The organism is Methanococcoides sp. NM1 (assembly GCF_900774285.1).
GTDB lineage: Archaea > Halobacteriota > Methanosarcinia > Methanosarcinales > Methanosarcinaceae > Methanococcoides > Methanococcoides vulcani.
Genome location: NZ_CAAGTW010000013.1, coordinates 14501 through 30372, shown reverse-complemented (window position 1 = coordinate 30372; position 15872 = coordinate 14501). Strand labels below are relative to the sequence as shown.

Annotated in this window: 13 protein-coding genes and 2 pseudogenes; 6 read left to right on the top strand and 9 right to left on the bottom strand. The window is 40.2% G+C overall.

Annotation, left to right across the window (positions count from 1 at the left end; all coding sequences use genetic code 11):
• Positions 1-49: 49 nt before the first annotated feature.
• From E7X56_RS11135 to E7X56_RS11120, 4 genes and pseudogenes are all read right to left on the bottom strand, one after another.
• On the bottom strand, positions 50-1198 hold the full coding sequence (locus E7X56_RS11135; RefSeq protein ID WP_135606811.1) for a restriction endonuclease subunit S: 1149 nt from the start codon (positions 1196-1198) through the stop codon (positions 50-52).
• Positions 1195-2643, bottom strand: coding sequence for a class I SAM-dependent DNA methyltransferase (locus tag E7X56_RS11130; protein WP_135606810.1), 1449 nt, complete (start codon positions 2641-2643; stop codon positions 1195-1197). The genes E7X56_RS11135 and E7X56_RS11130 overlap by 4 nt, the downstream gene beginning before the upstream one ends.
• A 31-nt stretch (positions 2644-2674) precedes the next feature.
• A complete protein-coding gene (gene hsdR, locus E7X56_RS11125; RefSeq protein WP_210409275.1) occupies positions 2675-4963 on the bottom strand; it encodes an EcoAI/FtnUII family type I restriction enzme subunit R in 2289 nt (762 codons plus the stop codon).
• Positions 4964-5178: 215 nt separating this feature from the next.
• Positions 5179-6090, bottom strand: a pseudogene (locus E7X56_RS11120) (IS5 family transposase).
• A 57-nt stretch (positions 6091-6147) separates the two neighbouring features.
• On the opposite strand from E7X56_RS11120, the gene mmrce1 reads away from it, so the two are divergent.
• Complete coding sequence (gene mmrce1 / locus E7X56_RS11115) at positions 6148-6981, top strand: MmRce1 family CPBP family CAAX prenyl protease (protein ID WP_135606817.1); 834 nt, start codon at positions 6148-6150, stop codon at positions 6979-6981.
• Positions 6982-7390: 409 nt separating this feature from the next.
• Positions 7391-7945, top strand: coding sequence for a cytochrome c (locus E7X56_RS11110; protein ID WP_244603508.1), 555 nt, complete (start codon positions 7391-7393; stop codon positions 7943-7945).
• A 54-nt stretch (positions 7946-7999) separates the two neighbouring features.
• On the opposite strand, the gene E7X56_RS11105 is transcribed toward E7X56_RS11110, so the two are convergent.
• The 3 genes and pseudogenes from E7X56_RS11105 to E7X56_RS11095 all read right to left on the bottom strand — a co-directional run bounded on the left by E7X56_RS11105 (position 8000) and on the right by E7X56_RS11095 (position 10309).
• Positions 8000-9649 (bottom strand): AarF/ABC1/UbiB kinase family protein, encoded by a 1650-nt coding sequence (locus E7X56_RS11105; protein ID WP_244603507.1) that lies wholly within the window; start codon positions 9647-9649, stop codon positions 8000-8002.
• A 134-nt stretch (positions 9650-9783) separates the two neighbouring features.
• A pseudogene (locus E7X56_RS12120) lies at positions 9784-9900 on the bottom strand (CRISPR-associated protein Cas1); the annotation flags it as partial.
• 142 nt (positions 9901-10042) lie between these two features.
• A complete protein-coding gene (locus tag E7X56_RS11095) occupies positions 10043-10309 on the bottom strand; it encodes a 2TM domain-containing protein (RefSeq protein WP_091689777.1) in 267 nt (88 codons plus the stop codon).
• Positions 10310-10713: 404 nt separating this feature from the next.
• Here E7X56_RS11095 and E7X56_RS11090 point away from each other — a divergent pair, with 404 nt between their 5' ends.
• A complete protein-coding gene (locus E7X56_RS11090) occupies positions 10714-10893 on the top strand; it encodes a hypothetical protein (protein WP_091689776.1) in 180 nt (59 codons plus the stop codon).
• Between the two features lie 126 nt (positions 10894-11019).
• On the opposite strand, the gene E7X56_RS11085 is transcribed toward E7X56_RS11090, so the two are convergent.
• Positions 11020-11409: a GNAT family N-acetyltransferase gene (locus E7X56_RS11085; RefSeq protein ID WP_167879533.1), complete on the bottom strand. Its 390-nt coding sequence runs from the start codon at positions 11407-11409 to the stop codon at positions 11020-11022.
• A gap of 292 nt (positions 11410-11701) precedes the next feature.
• On the opposite strand from E7X56_RS11085, the gene E7X56_RS11080 reads away from it, so the two are divergent.
• From E7X56_RS11080 to E7X56_RS11865, 3 genes are all read left to right on the top strand, one after another.
• The gene (locus E7X56_RS11080; protein ID WP_135606808.1) at positions 11702-13345 is read left to right on the top strand and encodes an ATP-binding protein; all 1644 of its coding nucleotides are present in this window, start codon (positions 11702-11704) and stop codon (positions 13343-13345) included.
• A 529-nt stretch (positions 13346-13874) separates the two neighbouring features.
• Positions 13875-14564 carry a hypothetical protein gene (locus E7X56_RS11075; protein WP_135606807.1) on the top strand — a complete coding sequence of 230 codons (690 nt, stop codon included), beginning with the start codon at positions 13875-13877 and terminating at the stop codon, positions 14562-14564.
• Positions 14565-14942: 378 nt separating this feature from the next.
• Positions 14943-15119, top strand: coding sequence for a hypothetical protein (locus tag E7X56_RS11865; RefSeq protein WP_167879532.1), 177 nt, complete (start codon positions 14943-14945; stop codon positions 15117-15119).
• A gap of 293 nt (positions 15120-15412) precedes the next feature.
• On the opposite strand, the gene E7X56_RS11065 is transcribed toward E7X56_RS11865, so the two are convergent.
• Positions 15413-15760 carry a hypothetical protein gene (locus E7X56_RS11065; protein ID WP_244603509.1) on the bottom strand — a complete coding sequence of 116 codons (348 nt, stop codon included), beginning with the start codon at positions 15758-15760 and terminating at the stop codon, positions 15413-15415.
• Between the last annotated feature and the right edge of the window lie 112 nt (positions 15761-15872).

Genomic DNA, 15872 nt, shown 5'->3' with positions numbered 1-15872 from the left:
ATAGGTTCATTCTCTTGATAGAGGAATGGCTGAGGAGAAAGTTAAGGATTCAGACAGTGGTGGAATGTTTGAGGTGAGACATAGTGGAGCTAAGACAAAAATGAGAAAAAATTAGGGAACTACTGAATTTAGGTAGCTTGATATGGTTTATTTTTGAGAATGCATCTTTTTCATTTCTAATGTTTTCAAACAGCACCCCTGCAGGCTCATCACGCACATCCTGCTCCACAAGCTTACCCTGCACTGCAAGCTGCAATATCGCCTGCTTAAGCTTCTCCACATTATCCAGATCGTCATAGAGCAGATCAAAGTTCTCACAAACAAGCTGCCAGTGTTCTGCAAATCCTTCAGGGCTGCCGGCATCGAGCATTTTGTTGAGTGCTGAATTGTTTAACTGAATGCAGCTTTCGTTCTTCTTTTGCTGCAGTGATTCAAGCTGGTCGCATAGTGCCATGAGCTGGTCTACTTTGGCTACAATGCGTTTTTGTTCTTCGAGAGGTGGGAGTGGAAACTTTATCTGGCTAACAATTTTTCCAGATACTTCTTTGAAAGTTGTTCCAGAAGCATTATTTTCGATTTCTTTAACAGCTGATTTTAAGAAATAATATATGTATTCGTTCATTTCCATAATGAAAGGAACACAAGATTTGAATCCCTGATTTGTCGCTAGATCATTTGATGCAATTGCAACATATCCAATTGGAGCACGACTTGAAAAAAGAACAGTTCCTGTTGGCATTAGTTGTGTAGAACTATTTTTTAATCCTATTTCAGTTATGTCTCTTTTCCCCTTGCCAATATATTTCTTTTTCAAGCTGTACAAATCAGCAGGAGTTAACCAAGATATTTCATTTTCTGAAAAATAATCGGGATTATTTGTTTTAGGGGTTCCACCACCAACAATCTGACCGATTTGTCCTAAATATGTCCAATTCCAGTTTTTTGGGATCTCATAAGGAACATCTTCGTTGTCAAGAAGTGGCAATTCTTCTTGTTTTTTTATCTTCTTCTCCTTAACCAACCTCTCTTTCTCAGCCTTAATCCTCTCTAACAACACCTCTGCCGGCTCATCATCAGGATCCTGCACTACAAGCTTACCTTGCACAGCCATCTGCAGGATCATCTCACGAAGCTTCTGGATGCCGTTAGGCGACTCTGCAAGCAACTCAAAATTTTCGAAAAAGAGTTCGGGGTTCATGCGTTCTTACCTTCGAGGGCTGCCATGAGTTCTGCTTTCAGGGAGTTGCGAGTTTCGGAGATCTCGGAGAGGAGGGTTTTGTAGTCCTCGAGGAGTTCTTCGGGGTCGCCGTGGTCTATGGCTTCTTCGTGGGGGTTCTTGATGTCGAGGTTGTAGTTGTTTGCCTTGATCTCGTCTATGGTGACCTTCCAGGCGAATTCGGTTTCCTCGCGGTTGTTCCACCAGGCTTTTTCTGGTTCGAACTCCTGAATTCGCATGGGTTTTGTCTTGGAGTAGGACTTGTAGCCAGCGGGGTAGGGGTGTTCGTAGTACCAGATGTCTTTTGTAGGCTCTCCTTTGGTGAAGAACAGGAGGTTTGTCTTGATGCCTGTGTAGGGGCTGAATACGCCGTTTGGGAGGCGTACAATGGTGTGAAGGTTGCATTCATTGAGCAACTTCTCTTTTATGCGGGTCTTGACACCTTCTCCGAATAATGTTCCGTCAGGAAGGACGATCGCACCACGTCCGTTGTCCCTTAGCAGGTGGGTGATAAGCACAAGGAAAAGGTCGGCTGTTTCTCTTGTCTGGTATGCTGAAGGGAAGCCGGTTTCAATTCCGTCTTCTTCGGTTCCTCCGAAGGGAGGATTGGTTATGATAACGTCCACTTTGTCAGATGATTTGTAGTCCCTCAGAGGTCTTGCAAGGGAGTTGTCCCTGTGGATCTGTGCGGGGTTCTCGATGCCGTGCAGAAGCATATTGGTAATGCAGAGCAGGTGAGGAAGCGGCTTCTTTTCAACGCCATGAATGGAGTTTTGCAGGGCTTCTTCATCCTCAACGGTGTTTACTTTCTCGCGCAGGTGCTCAATAGAGGATGTCAGGAAACCGCCGGTACCACAGGCAGGATCCAGTAGCTTTTCTCCGATCTTCGGGTTTACCATCTGCACCATGAACTCGGTAACAGCCCTTGGGGTGTAGAACTCGCCGGCATTTCCTGCACTCTGGAGGTCTTTCAGGATCTTCTCATACACATCTCCGAAAAGATGGCGGTCATTGGAAGCGTTAAAATCGATCTCATTGATCTTGTTAGCCATCTGACGTATCAGAGTACCGTTTTTCATATAGTTGTAGGAATCTTCAAAAACATCACGCACTACAAACCCGCGTGGGTCTGAGTTCTCAGTAAACGAAAGGTCTTTCAGGGTCTTGAAAAGATCGTTGTTCACGAAGTCCAGCAGTTCTTCACCGGTAATACCTTCTGCATTCTTTGCCCAGTTTCTCCACCTCAAACGCTCAGGGAGAGGAGATACATAGTTGTCTTCCATCGCCTCATATTCTTCTTCCCTGTCATCGTATATTTTTAGGAAAAGCATCCATACAAGCTGACTGATACGCTGTGCATCCCCATCCACACCAGCGTCCTTTCGCATAATATCCTGTATAGTCTTGATAGTAGTGCTAATTGACATCGTTTTTCCCTCTTCCTGCTCTTCTCAGAGATTAAGCATCAGCAAGGTATAATTGTGTTTCCATTTCAGCCACAGCTTCAAGGAAATTGTTCTTGTTGCCGAAAAGCTTGATGATCTCGATCGGTGTTCCGATATCGCTCAATGGTTTCACCCTTAGAACATCGAGATCCTCAAGGTTCCTTATACCTTCATCTGCATACTTGTCCAGCAGAGCATCAAGAACAGCACGTGCATTCTCTTCGTATTTTTCAAAATAGCCAGTCCTGCGAACATTGTTCGCCCTCTGCTTGCGGCTCAATGGCGGCTGGTCGAACACCACATGGCAGATCATGTCGAATGGGTCATAATTTCTGCCGACCTCCTCTGCAAGTGCATCCAGTAGCAGGCCTTTGTCCTCAAGCTCCTCAAGTATGGCGGTCTTCTTTCCGATATCTGACCAGTGCTTTAAGAATAGATCAAGAGATGAGAATTCCTTAAGCATAGTATTTTTAGTGTAATCCTTGATGGATTCCGTTACCAGCTTCCCGTCAGAACCGTAGTACTGTACTCTCTCCGCAATGACGGAAACGCCCACATCATCGACCTTATAAGGTTTGATCTTCTGGGTTGGCATATTTGGGCGAAGTGGTTTAGTTCCTGATCCTTTGTAAACCTCGACCGGTTCACCGTCGAAATCGGGGTCAGCGAACAGCTCAGTTGCCTTCCTGAAATCCATTATCGTAAAGTAGAACTTGTCATAGTCTTCATTGATACGGGTTCCACGCCCGATTATCTGCTTGAACTCGGTCATAGACTTGATCTGCTTATCAAGAACGATCAATTTGCACGTCTGGACATCTACCCCGGTGGTAAGAAGTTTGGAAGTAGTAGCAATCACAGGATAACGGTTTTCGGGAATAATGAAATTGTCCAGTTCAGCCTTTCCTTCTTTTTCATCCCCGGTAATTCTCATCACATACTTGCTGTCCTGTGCAAGATCCGGATTTTCATTTACAATAGCCTGTCGCATCCTTTCAGCATGATCGATATTTTCACAAAAGACTATGGTTTTGCCATACCTGTCAGTTGCCTTTAGAAGCTCGGTAACCTTTTTAGCGACCACTTCAGTCCTCTTGTCGAGGACGATCTCGCGGTCGAAATCCTGTTGATTATAGATACGGTCGATTATTTCTCTGCCATATTTGTCCCGTTTCCCTTTTTGAGGTCTCCATCCCTGAATGTCCTTGTCAAGGTCGATACGAATGACTTTGTAGGGAGCAAGGAAGCCGTCTTCAATTCCCTGCTTAAGCGAATAGGTATAGATCGGCTCACCGAAATAGTGAATATTGGATACAGTCTCCGTTTCCTTTGGAGTAGCTGTCATTCCGATCTGTGTAGCCGAATCAAAGTATTCCAGAATATCTCGCCAGGCAGAATTCTCATCAGCACTTCCACGGTGGCATTCGTCCACAACAACAAGGTCAAAGAAATCCCTTGAGAATTGCTTATAGATGTTCTTCTCTTCTTCACTGCCGGTTACAGCCTGATACAATGAAAGATAGATCTCATAGGATTTATCAACCTGCCTTTTCTCTATTCTTGTCATTGCAGAACCAAACGGTTTGAAGTCCTTGGTCTTAGCCTGATTTATCAGAATATTCCTGTCCGCAAGGAAAAGAATTCGTTTTTTCGCTCTGGATTTCCACAATCTCCAGATGATCTGAAAAGCTGTATATGTCTTGCCAGTTCCGGTTGCCATAACTAACAAAATGCGGTCCTGACCCTTCGAGATGGCATCAATTGTTCGGTTAATCGCATTTAGCTGATAATAGCGTGGCGTTTTGCCCGTAAAATCATTATGGAACTCCTGTTCAACCAATTTATTGTCAGCATTATCAATTCCTTTCCACCTGCAGTAAGATTCCCATAGTTCCTCAGGTGATGGGAATTGTTCAAGAGAAAGTTCCTGTTCGATCTTATCGGAGTTTCCTGAACGATCATGGAAAAGAAAAGCATCACCATTGGAGCTGAAAGCAAAAGGTACATCGACCATATCAGCATAGCCAAGGGCCTGCTGCATGCCTTCTCCAACCTCAAACTTGTTCTTCTTTGCTTCAACAACAGCAATTGGAATATTGGGTTTATGATATAGAATATAATCAGCACGTTTGTTCTTGCCACGGGAAACTGTCTGACCACTGACAATTACTCTCCCATTAGTAAGTGGTACTTCCTCACGTACCTGTGTATGAAGATTCCATCCTGCTTTATCGATAGCCGGAGTGATGAATTTAGTACAAATATCCCTTTCACTCAGATCGTTTTTGTCAATTTCATCCATATTCCAGCTTCCAATAATGATTTTAGGATAACAAGTAAAAAGTTGTTACGTTGTAACTTAGAATATAAATTTAAATATAAGAGAATTGCGATTAACTGCTGATTTTTTGTAATACAAAAAAATCCTGCTTACTTCCGAGCATTTATCTCTGCATTCGGCAGTTCTTTCTTATCCATCTATATACATTTTCACTTTTTGCATATAGCTACCGCTATTCATCCTAACGATTTTCTTCTTATTGTTCTCAATTGATATAGATTATAACTGAATGCTGTCATAATCATTTTGATATTTACTCTTGCCAAAGTTGTTATACTTACAAACCCTGCTCCAAACACCGTTTTTATAACAGAATATTGTCGCTCTCCCTTTGATCTTTTCTTGCTTATTCTTTTGTTTCTCAACTTGTTCCTAATACCAATTGGATTCCCTCGCACTCCACTCGCATAGTTGCATCATAGGCTTTTGAAGTTGCACCAAAATAACCTATATCTCTGTAAACAACTTATCCTTCCTCAGAAAGATCAATCTTACTATCATGAACTGAAGCAGTAGTCGTTCTAAATCTTCTTATCAGATCATAATCAGTATCTACAATTGTGTGTAGCTTATATCCAAAATGCGATTGAAATGCCTTTTTTGTCCATGTTCCAGATGGTACATCTGGAACTCTCGCAGATCTCTGATCTGCGATATGTACCATCTTCAGATCGTCTGGTCTTTGCTTCATTTCCGCGAGGAGTGTCAAGACTTGCATGTCCTGGGTCTGCATGTATGAATGTTGCATCCTGAATCATACCTTGCTTGATCTTCAGACCTTTTTTATCAAGTTGTCTTTGCATTTCATTCCAGATTTCATCTTCATTTCCTGATTGAGCAATTCGTTCTCTAAATGTCCAAACAGTAGTATGACCCAAGAATTTCCTAAAAGAAATTCTATCAGTTGCCTGTCTTTCAAGTTCAGGATCAGATAAGCCATGTCATTGTTGTAATACTAACATCTTGAGCATGACTATTTCATCAAGGTTCGGTCTGCCACCTAACTCTGTTTTGTTGTTATACATCTCTACTATGATTGGACGAAATGGTTTCCAATCGGAAATTATATCTTGTAATACTGCTACAATTTAATTTAATAGAATATAAATGAATAAAGCTATCAGCGTTAAAATTTGGAGGAACGAATGATTTCTAACTATAAGTACAAACCACTATTCTATTTTTCTATGATGTTTCTTGCGACATTTGCCCTCTTGTTTGTAGGGGCGTATGTAAGTTTCCTTGATGATAAAAGCGGACTGTATATGATATTTCTGCTGCTTGGACTGATGGCACCTTTTCTTATCTCGCTTGTTATGATTTTTGCGTCTAAAAATTCAGATTTAAAAAAGGATTTTATCAACCGTCTTATCAATCCGAGACTAATACAGCTAAAAATGCTACCAGCAATTTTATTGATAATGCCGATTTCTGTTGTAGCATCTATCTTTCTTTCTCTTCCATTTGGGGGATCGATTTCGCAGTTTCAATTTTCCGAAGGTTTCTCTTTTTCATCAGGATTTGTCCCTGTGTTGCTTCTTCTTGTGCTTGCCGCAGGTTTAGAAGAGCTTGGATGGAGGGGGTATGCCTTTGACAGTCTGCAGAGCCGGTACACCTACTTTAAAGCATCGATTATTTTCGGTATACTCTGGTCGGTCTGGCACTTTCCGCTGATATTTGTCAATAACTCCTATCAATATGAGATTTTTCACCAAAACATCTGGTTTGCTGTGAATTTTTTTGTCAGCATCATTCCAATGGGAGTGCTTATCAGTTGGATCTGCATTAAAAATGGAAAAAGTATTCCCGCGGCGATTCTCTTTCACTTTCTTGTCAATATCTCACAGGAAATGCTGAATATATCTCAGACGACAAAGTGTATTGAAACTGTGGTTCTCATTGTTGTTGCCGCTGTTATTATTGCATTAGACAAAGAGATGTTTTTTTCGAAAGACCACCTTGCTGTTGAGGCTAACTGAGGATTCATGTAAAGCTTTTTTTACAAAAAATAAAATGGCGATAAAATGACAAATGAATCCACAGATCTTTATTCCAAATTCCTTTTTATCTGGTTTGGTCAATTCATCTCAATAATAGGTACTGGTCTTACTATTTTTTTCCTTAGGAGTATATGTATATCAACAACCAATACAACTTCAAGCTTCACACGACCTCGTACACTTTTCTAGCGTTGTATATATCCCCGCATGATCTTTCAGGGATATAGCTATCTAAAAAAAGTAACTCTCGATTTAACGGCGATGCTTTTAGACACCATCTGCATTTGGATTATCGTTAGCTGTGATAGCTGCAATAGTGATGCTTTCGCATTTTTGTATAACAAATTGCTGTGATCGATAAAATGTAAAAAAGTGGGGGAATTCAATTTTGGCAAGAAGAATTGTCATGACATTTATTTTGATTGGAATAGTACTAATGATAGCTGGATGTGTGAACGAAAGGACTGATCCTTACAACATGCCACATCAGGAGTATGGATGGAATGAGCCTGGATTCATATATCCTGATCAATATGATCCATCATTGGATTCCAATATTATTACAGAATTTGACTCTAATGGAGAAATGATCTATTATACCGGTTTTAATGAGAATGAACAACAAATACCGGTTAGTGGTGGGCCCCATTGGCTTTATGTTCATGGTGGTAGTTGTGTAAGCTGTCATGGAAATGGAAAAGGTGGAGTACCAATCATGATGGGTACTGTGATTCCTCCGGATATAACCTATGAAACTCTGACTGCTGAAGAAGAGCATGAGGATGAACATGAGGAACATCCTCCATACACCGATGAAACGATCAAGATCGCTATAAGAGAAGGTAAGGATCCCTCTGGCGAGGAACTTGATTACACAATGCCAAAGTGGGACATGTCAGATGCAGACATTGAAGATCTAATTGACTATCTGAAAACACTTTGATCGATCAATCTGCTTTTAAGGTGGGGTAACCAAACCCCACGTTTGCTGTTTTTGTCATAAAGAGCTTCTCAATGTATAGGCACTCATAATCAGTGATACAAAAAACCCAACAACCCCCAAAGAACTGAAATCTCCCTGGATGATCAAATATACAGATGAGAGTATCAAAACTATTAGTAATGCGTATCTCAGCGATTCTCCAAGTATGCGGTACCTTTTGAGAGTATTGCTCTTGGCTTCTAACCTTTCAAGTTTGTATCCGCGAATAGTTTCAATCACGTCATTAATCCCGGACGGTAGGTTTTTGAATATTTCTATATATTCATCGCCTTCCATTTGGACGAACTCAACTGCATGCGTTGGCGAATAACGTTCTTTTAGAGCTTTGGATATGATTGGACGTGCTTCGTCCATGATATTGTAGTTTGGATCAAGGTTAAGACAGACCGCTTCAACAAGTATAAGTGCGCGTTCGAGTGTAGAAAATGCACTTGGAAGAGACATGTTGTATTTCAAAGCAAGAAGTGCATAATTATCGCTTTTACGCTCCCCAATACCTCGATGCTGTTTTGTGATTAGTTCATCAATATCCCACTTAAATCTTGAAATATCGATATCCTCTTTGTTCAGCTTACCAATTTTCAAAAACGCATCTGCTGCCATATCCACTTTCTTTTTGTTTATAGCATAGAACAGGTTCAACATATTGCGCCTTAACTCACCATCGATCTTACCGACTGCACCAAAATCAATGAATGCTATCGTACCATCTTTAACTACAATGTTCCCTCCATGTGGATCGGCATGGTAGAACCCATCTAAATATACCTGCTTCAGGTAACTTGAGCTTATAAGTTGGACATATCGAGTTTTCATTTCCTGGTCGATGTCACCTAAATCTTTAACCAGGGTCCCTTCTACAAAATCCATGACCAGTACACTTTCTCTACAGTAATCGAGGTAAACTGTTGGAATTATTACATCTTCTACTTCTTCAAAATTCTCGTGGAAGCGCATCATGTTCATAGCTTCTATTTTGTAATCAAGCTCATTATGCAGCATTTCTCGGAATTCCCAAAGAAATATATCAGAATCAAAGTTATCTCCGACTCCCATTAATTTCATTAAAATTGGTTTTAGATCATTGATTATTTCGAGATCTAAATTTATTGTATCAATTAGGTTTGGACGTGCAATCTTCACGGCAACCTTCTTTCCATTAAGAAAACCTTGGTATACCTGACCTATTGATGCACTTGCTATTGGTGTTGTATCAAGTTCATCGAATATATCCAATATATCATTACAATGGTAACAGGTCGGATGGTGTTTGTGGTCTCCCTTCCCCATCTCGCAGATGCACTCCGTTTCAAAGGATTCACGCATCTTATCAAAGTCAAGAGGCTTGACGTTGTCCTGCAATTTTTCGAGTTCCAGTATGTATGCGTATGGTACTAAATCAGGACGCTTGCTCAACATCTGGCCCAATTTTATAAAACTTGGTCCAAGTTCCTCAAAAGCAAGACGGAGCTTTGTAGCATTACTCCTATTTTTTAAATCTAAAGCACATGTGCATTTCTTGTTGGAAATGTGATCTTTATGAATATCCTTATATAGAAGTGAAAACAGGTTGTACTTCAAAAATACCCTAATGATAGTTGCATATCGTTTGGATTTTTCCAACATCATATTATATATTTGCATTCTTATTGAAGAGGATTTCTATATATTATGATTTTTATATCACAATAGTACCCTGTATCAACCTTTCTTTTCTTTTCTTCTCCCTTCCCGAATTGCCCGGATCCACAAAAATACCGAACTCTTAAAATTTAGATTTAAATATTCTTCAACCTCCCCCTCACATGAGCATTAAGAGTAAATGGCTTATCACCCTTGGCATTTTGTTTCATATAATGCAAAGTGCCCTTAGAGAACCTCATCTTCTTCCATTCCTTGCCCGCATTAAATCCCCTGAATCCACTAAGGACATTTGCCGTTGAAACAGTAGACCACAATGTAGATTTTAATTCTAATTAGCCGTGGATCTTATCCTGAATAAGTTGAGTCGGAGGATGGGCACCATTAAGGGAGAGCTCATTCTTTTTCTTCTTTTTCCATGATCTCTTTGATCTTCTTATCTTCCCAACCTTTACCGAATTTGCTCACACTAATTCCTTGTAGCACTACAAAAATTCCCCATCCAATGATCGGCCAGTGAACCCACCAGCTTCCCCCATCAGAATAGTCGATAAAAAATAGCACGACCATAATCACCAAGTATACTGCCAGATGGTTGTAGAACTTTTTGAGTTCCTTTACTCGTTCCTGGGCACGTAATAATTTGTCATCTCTTTCTTCCATTTAATACCACTCCCTTTTGTAAAATGAGGGATAACTATTTGATATTTTGGGATGTGTCCAACTTTGCAGAAATATAGAGCTGTTCTTTTAAGCAGTAACTGGGTTGTGGTAATTACCACATAAACCGTTGCCATATTTTCTTTGTAATATCCCCACATAAAAAAGAGGGGATATATACAACGCTAGAAAGGTGTACCAGATGGTGCGAAGTATCTGCACAACATTTTTTAAAAAACGTTCCGTAGGATTCGGGATATGATCCGCAAGCGGATGTCTGGGGATAAAAGACATAAGCTTGTCAGAACTATGCCGGAACTAACAACAACGCATTATTACTTCCAGTAATTAATATCGATATCCTTATGTATTATTGCGAATATCCTATAGTTACAGGTGAAAATACAATGAGTCGTGTAATTGGTCTAAATGCCCCTTCATTTACGGTTGTCGCAGGAAGGTTTGCAGACAGGGTCTTAAATGCTCTTTTTGTTAGTGGTGAACATTCCATGTCCATGGGTCTCTACAGTTGCTCGGGTGGTTCCTGTAAATCTTCAGTTACAGAGAACATAGTTGATGGAAATTAAGGGATTCCTTCCCCCATAAATATGGGGGATATAATTATCTCAAAAAACACTATGGGTCTGCAATTTAGCACACGATCATCAGATAAGCTGCTTTAAAAAAATTATTATCGAACTTCAAGTCGATCGTTAAACATTGATAGTTTTTCTCATGTAAACACGGGTATCATCACGACTGATCTCTGACCACCCCAAATGATGATAAAAAGAAATATTCTCGGTCAATAATACATGAGTTGCTAAACGCATTTCCAAATAGCCTCTGCGTTTAGCTTCTGACTCAGCGAGATCCATTAGCCCCCGGCCTAGACCCGTTCCCTGAAAATCAGGAAGTACCGCCACATTTCCTATTGTAGTATAATCATCTTCGAACATTAAGATCAAGCCACCGACTATCTCTTTGTCAGATTCTGCGACCCAGACAGGGAAATAGGTGATCTCCTCTTCATAATCAACGTCCATGGGCGGTAGTCGTTCCCCTTTGAGCCTGTCCAGATACTTTGTGTAAGCCAGATCCATACAATTTTTGAGATTTTTTGCATCATCGATTGAAGCTTTTCGTATATGCCAGCTTCTTTGTTTCACATTTTGGGTTTGCATTTTGACCATGAATACCTATCAATAAACTTTATTAATGAATATAACAATTTATGACAGCATTGCTTTAAGTTGCTTTTGCTATTGGAAATTACTACTAAATTAAGCCTACACAGCTCAAAAAATCAAATCGTAGGATTATATATACAACCATAAAATATACTAATTAGCATATCGACATAATACAAACAATTCAACAGTATATATAGGGAATATGGAGGGGGCTAATCTGGATGGAAGTAATATAATTCAGCGTGAATTTGCTGTCGAAGAATCTTGTAAAGATCCTACCGAATTGTTTGTAGATCCTGAGATCTTAAGTCCTGTTTTTGAGGATATTCCTATGATCTTGATCCTTGTTAATCAGGACGGGAAAGTTGAATACATCAATCGGACTGCTACTATTGCATTAGGGAAAGAAAAAAAAGATAGTATTGGCCTCCTTGGTGGTGAACTGTTTGGATGTATGAATTCGATCAAAGGCAAAGGTTGCGGGAAAAACAGAGAATGCTCAGAATGTACTGTAAGAAACTCTGTAATGCACACTTTTGAAACCGGTGAAAGCATTTACAAAAAGGAAGGCGAATTGGAAATCGTAACCAATAACAAGTCTGTAACACTTAATTTTTTAATTTCAACAACATTGATACAACAAAATAATGAACCACTTGTGCTGCTAACTGCGGATGATATTACTGAACAAAAGAACAAAGATCTTGCCTTTGAGGAAGCAATTCGGAAACAGAAGGCTCTGGAAGATATCATAAACAATAGTTCTACAATGGTATTCTTATGGAGGGCAGAGGATTTCTGGCCTGCAGATTATACTTCTGAGAATGTTTCAAAGCTTGGTTATTCAGCTGAGGATTTCGTACTTGGACGAATTACTTATGGTGATCTGGTCCATCCCGATGATTATCAAATGGTATGGGATACACTTACAGAGAAGTGCGAAGATGGCAGTGACAACTATACCTCGGAATATCGTTTGATAACAAAGGATGGAAAGTTATTATGGGTAAGTGAAAAGACCTTTATTCTGAGGAACGGCAAGGGACAAGCAACTCACTTCCAGGGAATTGTCCAGGATATCACCGAGCGCAAGGAAGCAGAGGAGGCAATGCTCCATGCCAAACTTGCTGCGGAAGCTGCCAACACGGCCAAGACCGAATTCATCTCAAATATAAACCATGAGCTAAGAACTCCTCTTACTTTGATCATCGGATTCTCGGATCTGCTTTGCAGTGAAGATTACGGCTCTTTGAATGAACAGCAGAAAAAGTACATATCCACAGTTCTTAACAATGGAAATCATCTTTTGAAGCTTATCAATGATCTTCTGGATTTCTCAAACATTGAAACCGGGGAGATGGAACTTCATGTTAATGAATTCCGGGTATCCGATGCTATTGATGAAATAGAAGCATTGATGGCACCTCTTTCAAAAAAGAAGGGCATCGACCTGACATGTAACATCGATATCGAAAAGCCTACCATAAAAGCAGACATGCCAAAATTCAAGCATATCCTTTACAACCTCGTTAACAACTCCATAAAGTTCACCGGTCAAGGAGGAGCAGTGACCATTGGAGGTATAATTTCTGATGAGGCTGTTAATTTCTTCGTAAAGGATATTGGCATCGGTATTTCACTGGAGGATCAGGAAAAACTGTTCAAGCCTTTCTTCCAAGTGGATTCATCAAACTCAAGAGAATATGGCGGTACAGGGCTTGGCCTTGCTCTTGTCAAGAAATTTGTTGAAATGCATGGTGGTGAGGTCTGGGTAGAAAGTGAACTTGGAAAAGGAAGTACATTTGGATTTAGCATACCAAATGAACCTGAAAACCCATCCTGTTGATTTGTTCCAGATGGTTTAACAGATCTATTGGATCAGAAGATAGTTCCCCTGTAGATCTGCAACCATCATTTGAAACTACAACAGGTCATCACGCTTATCGTTGTACTTCATGCAATTCAAAGTAGATGTTTTTTACAGTACCAAATTCGAATTATCTCCTCCCACTTTTCCAACCTCTCTCTCACATGAGGATGGAGAGTAAACGGCTTATCACTCCTGGTGTTTTGCTTCATGTAATACAAAGTACCCTTAGAAAACTTCGGTGTAGTTGCAGCTCATTGCTGTGATTTTGTTCAGCGGATTAAGCTTGAATTGGATATGTACTGTCCGGATAGGCAGCATTTGTATTCTGTTAAATCCTAACAACATTCATTTTTGAACACTAGAAAATCCGCATCTTTCGACACTGCAGACATCATATATGGGCAGCTGCTATTCATTTTTAAAATTGAACTTTTTATGCCATTAAATATATAAATATGGCCACAACATAATCGATTTTATCTCATTACTTATGAGGTGGGTACAAATGAAAGCAAGAATATTAGTATTAGGGGTGCTGGCTGTGCTTATATGCGCAGGGCTAGCAGTATCGGTGCAAGCAGCAAAACCAGGAACAGACTTCAATGGACCACACTACAACCTGAACATCATCGGAAAGGATGTTGACTGGAAAGGCAATGGTGGTGGTTATGATAACGGACACACAATGTTCGTGCCTGAGAACACCAGTGATTTTAATATTACTGTTTGGGACGAGGGAGTTGAAACAGTAGTTCCTGGTATTAGAATAAACATAACACAGGGCGCTGAGTTTGATGTCATCGATGGAAATGCATTCGATGATGGCACATGTGCATTCCAGCTGGCACCAGGAAAATATCATGTATACATTGCTGCCAAGGCTAAGCCGGGTGGATATACAAACATCGTCGGCTGGGTTCAGGCTAACAACACCTACTACTTTGATATAGGGGACGTACAGGTCTCTAAATCTAAAAAAGCACAATGGGATGATGCTACAGACCTATTCTATGTAAGTGGACAGGAAGAACCGAATGCCATTGATATGCTATCAAACCAGGACAATGTATGGGTGTTCGACTATCTGGCAGCGCTAAATACATACGACCCTACTCTCTATCCAAACCCACTTTACTTCTGGCAGTATGACAACCACGGAAGCAAACTGGTTCAAATACGTTTCTACGAAGCTTGAACTTTCTTCTTTTTTCTCTTTTTTAATTTGCAAAAATCTCGCGATCCCTAATTCTCCAACCTTTCCCTTACATGAGCATTGAGAGTAAACGGCTTATCACTCCTGGCATTCGGTCTCATGTAATACAAAGTACCCTTTGATGATCCCATTTTCTACCAGTTAGAATCAGACATATGCAGTATCTTTTGCCTTCGATCATCAAAATCAACTCCCTCAGGCTGCAAAGACATTTTCGGACTGAAATTACACCCCCTATTTTGAATACGTTAACTTAAATTTCACCCACTATTATTACATTACAAAAACGATCTTCAGCAGGCTTTCGATCAGCAGGCCACCCAACCAGGACACCAGCGGGATCAGTAAATCGGCCATCACATGCCAATGGTCAAGCTTTCAAAAGGCCATTCCGGCACATCTTCAATGAGTTTGAGATTTGCAACCAGATCTGCCATCTGCCCGTGTGATATGTCCGGTGAACCGCTATGCAGGAGGGTCTCTGATTCCCGTATCCTTTCGCGTGTCCATTTTAGCTCTTCTTCTTTGATCTCATGAATTCACTGGTGCACCCCTCTCATCGGCAACCAGAAGCCAAGCAATGCAATTGCTTTAGGGGGGGGGCAGGATGGAATTTGAAGAACCTTTTGATATGCTGGAAAAAAACAGATCAGGAGTTTTGAAATTTACAATGGCATATAGACATGGTCTATTTCCATGACAGAGTATTTTGGTCTTCGGTCATGATGACACTGTAACAGCAATGTCTCTACATGCTTAGGATCTTAAGAAGCCATTAGGGATCCTACAAGACCCAACATCTCATTTTAAAAAAAATAAACCTTGAAAGATCAAATGTGATATTGAACATGGAACCTATAAACAACCCTTATTTCATCCATTTCCCTGTATTCTACATCAAGGTTGCCTTCATCTGCAATATATGTCAGGTCATCAAGGTCTTTGAAAATGACCTCACAATTAATGTTCTCTGGAAGCAATGAGCTGAAACCATCACATTTTCTGGTGATCTCCTGTATCATCCTTTTTGTTTCACCTGCATCAAAGGTCCCATCCTTATCAGGACTATAGATTATTTCGGTTGTTAGTGTTTCCTTGTCCAGCAATGTCATCCAGAACCCATTGATCTGTGAATCTTTTATGGCATAATCTTTTATTTCGAAACTCTTGTTGATCACATTCTTCAATTTTGAACACCTTTTATTTTATTAAAGTCAATGTCATAAATCAGTTTTCATGACGCTCATACGTCTTAAAAAATAAATTTTCAAAACAAAACATTTATATTTC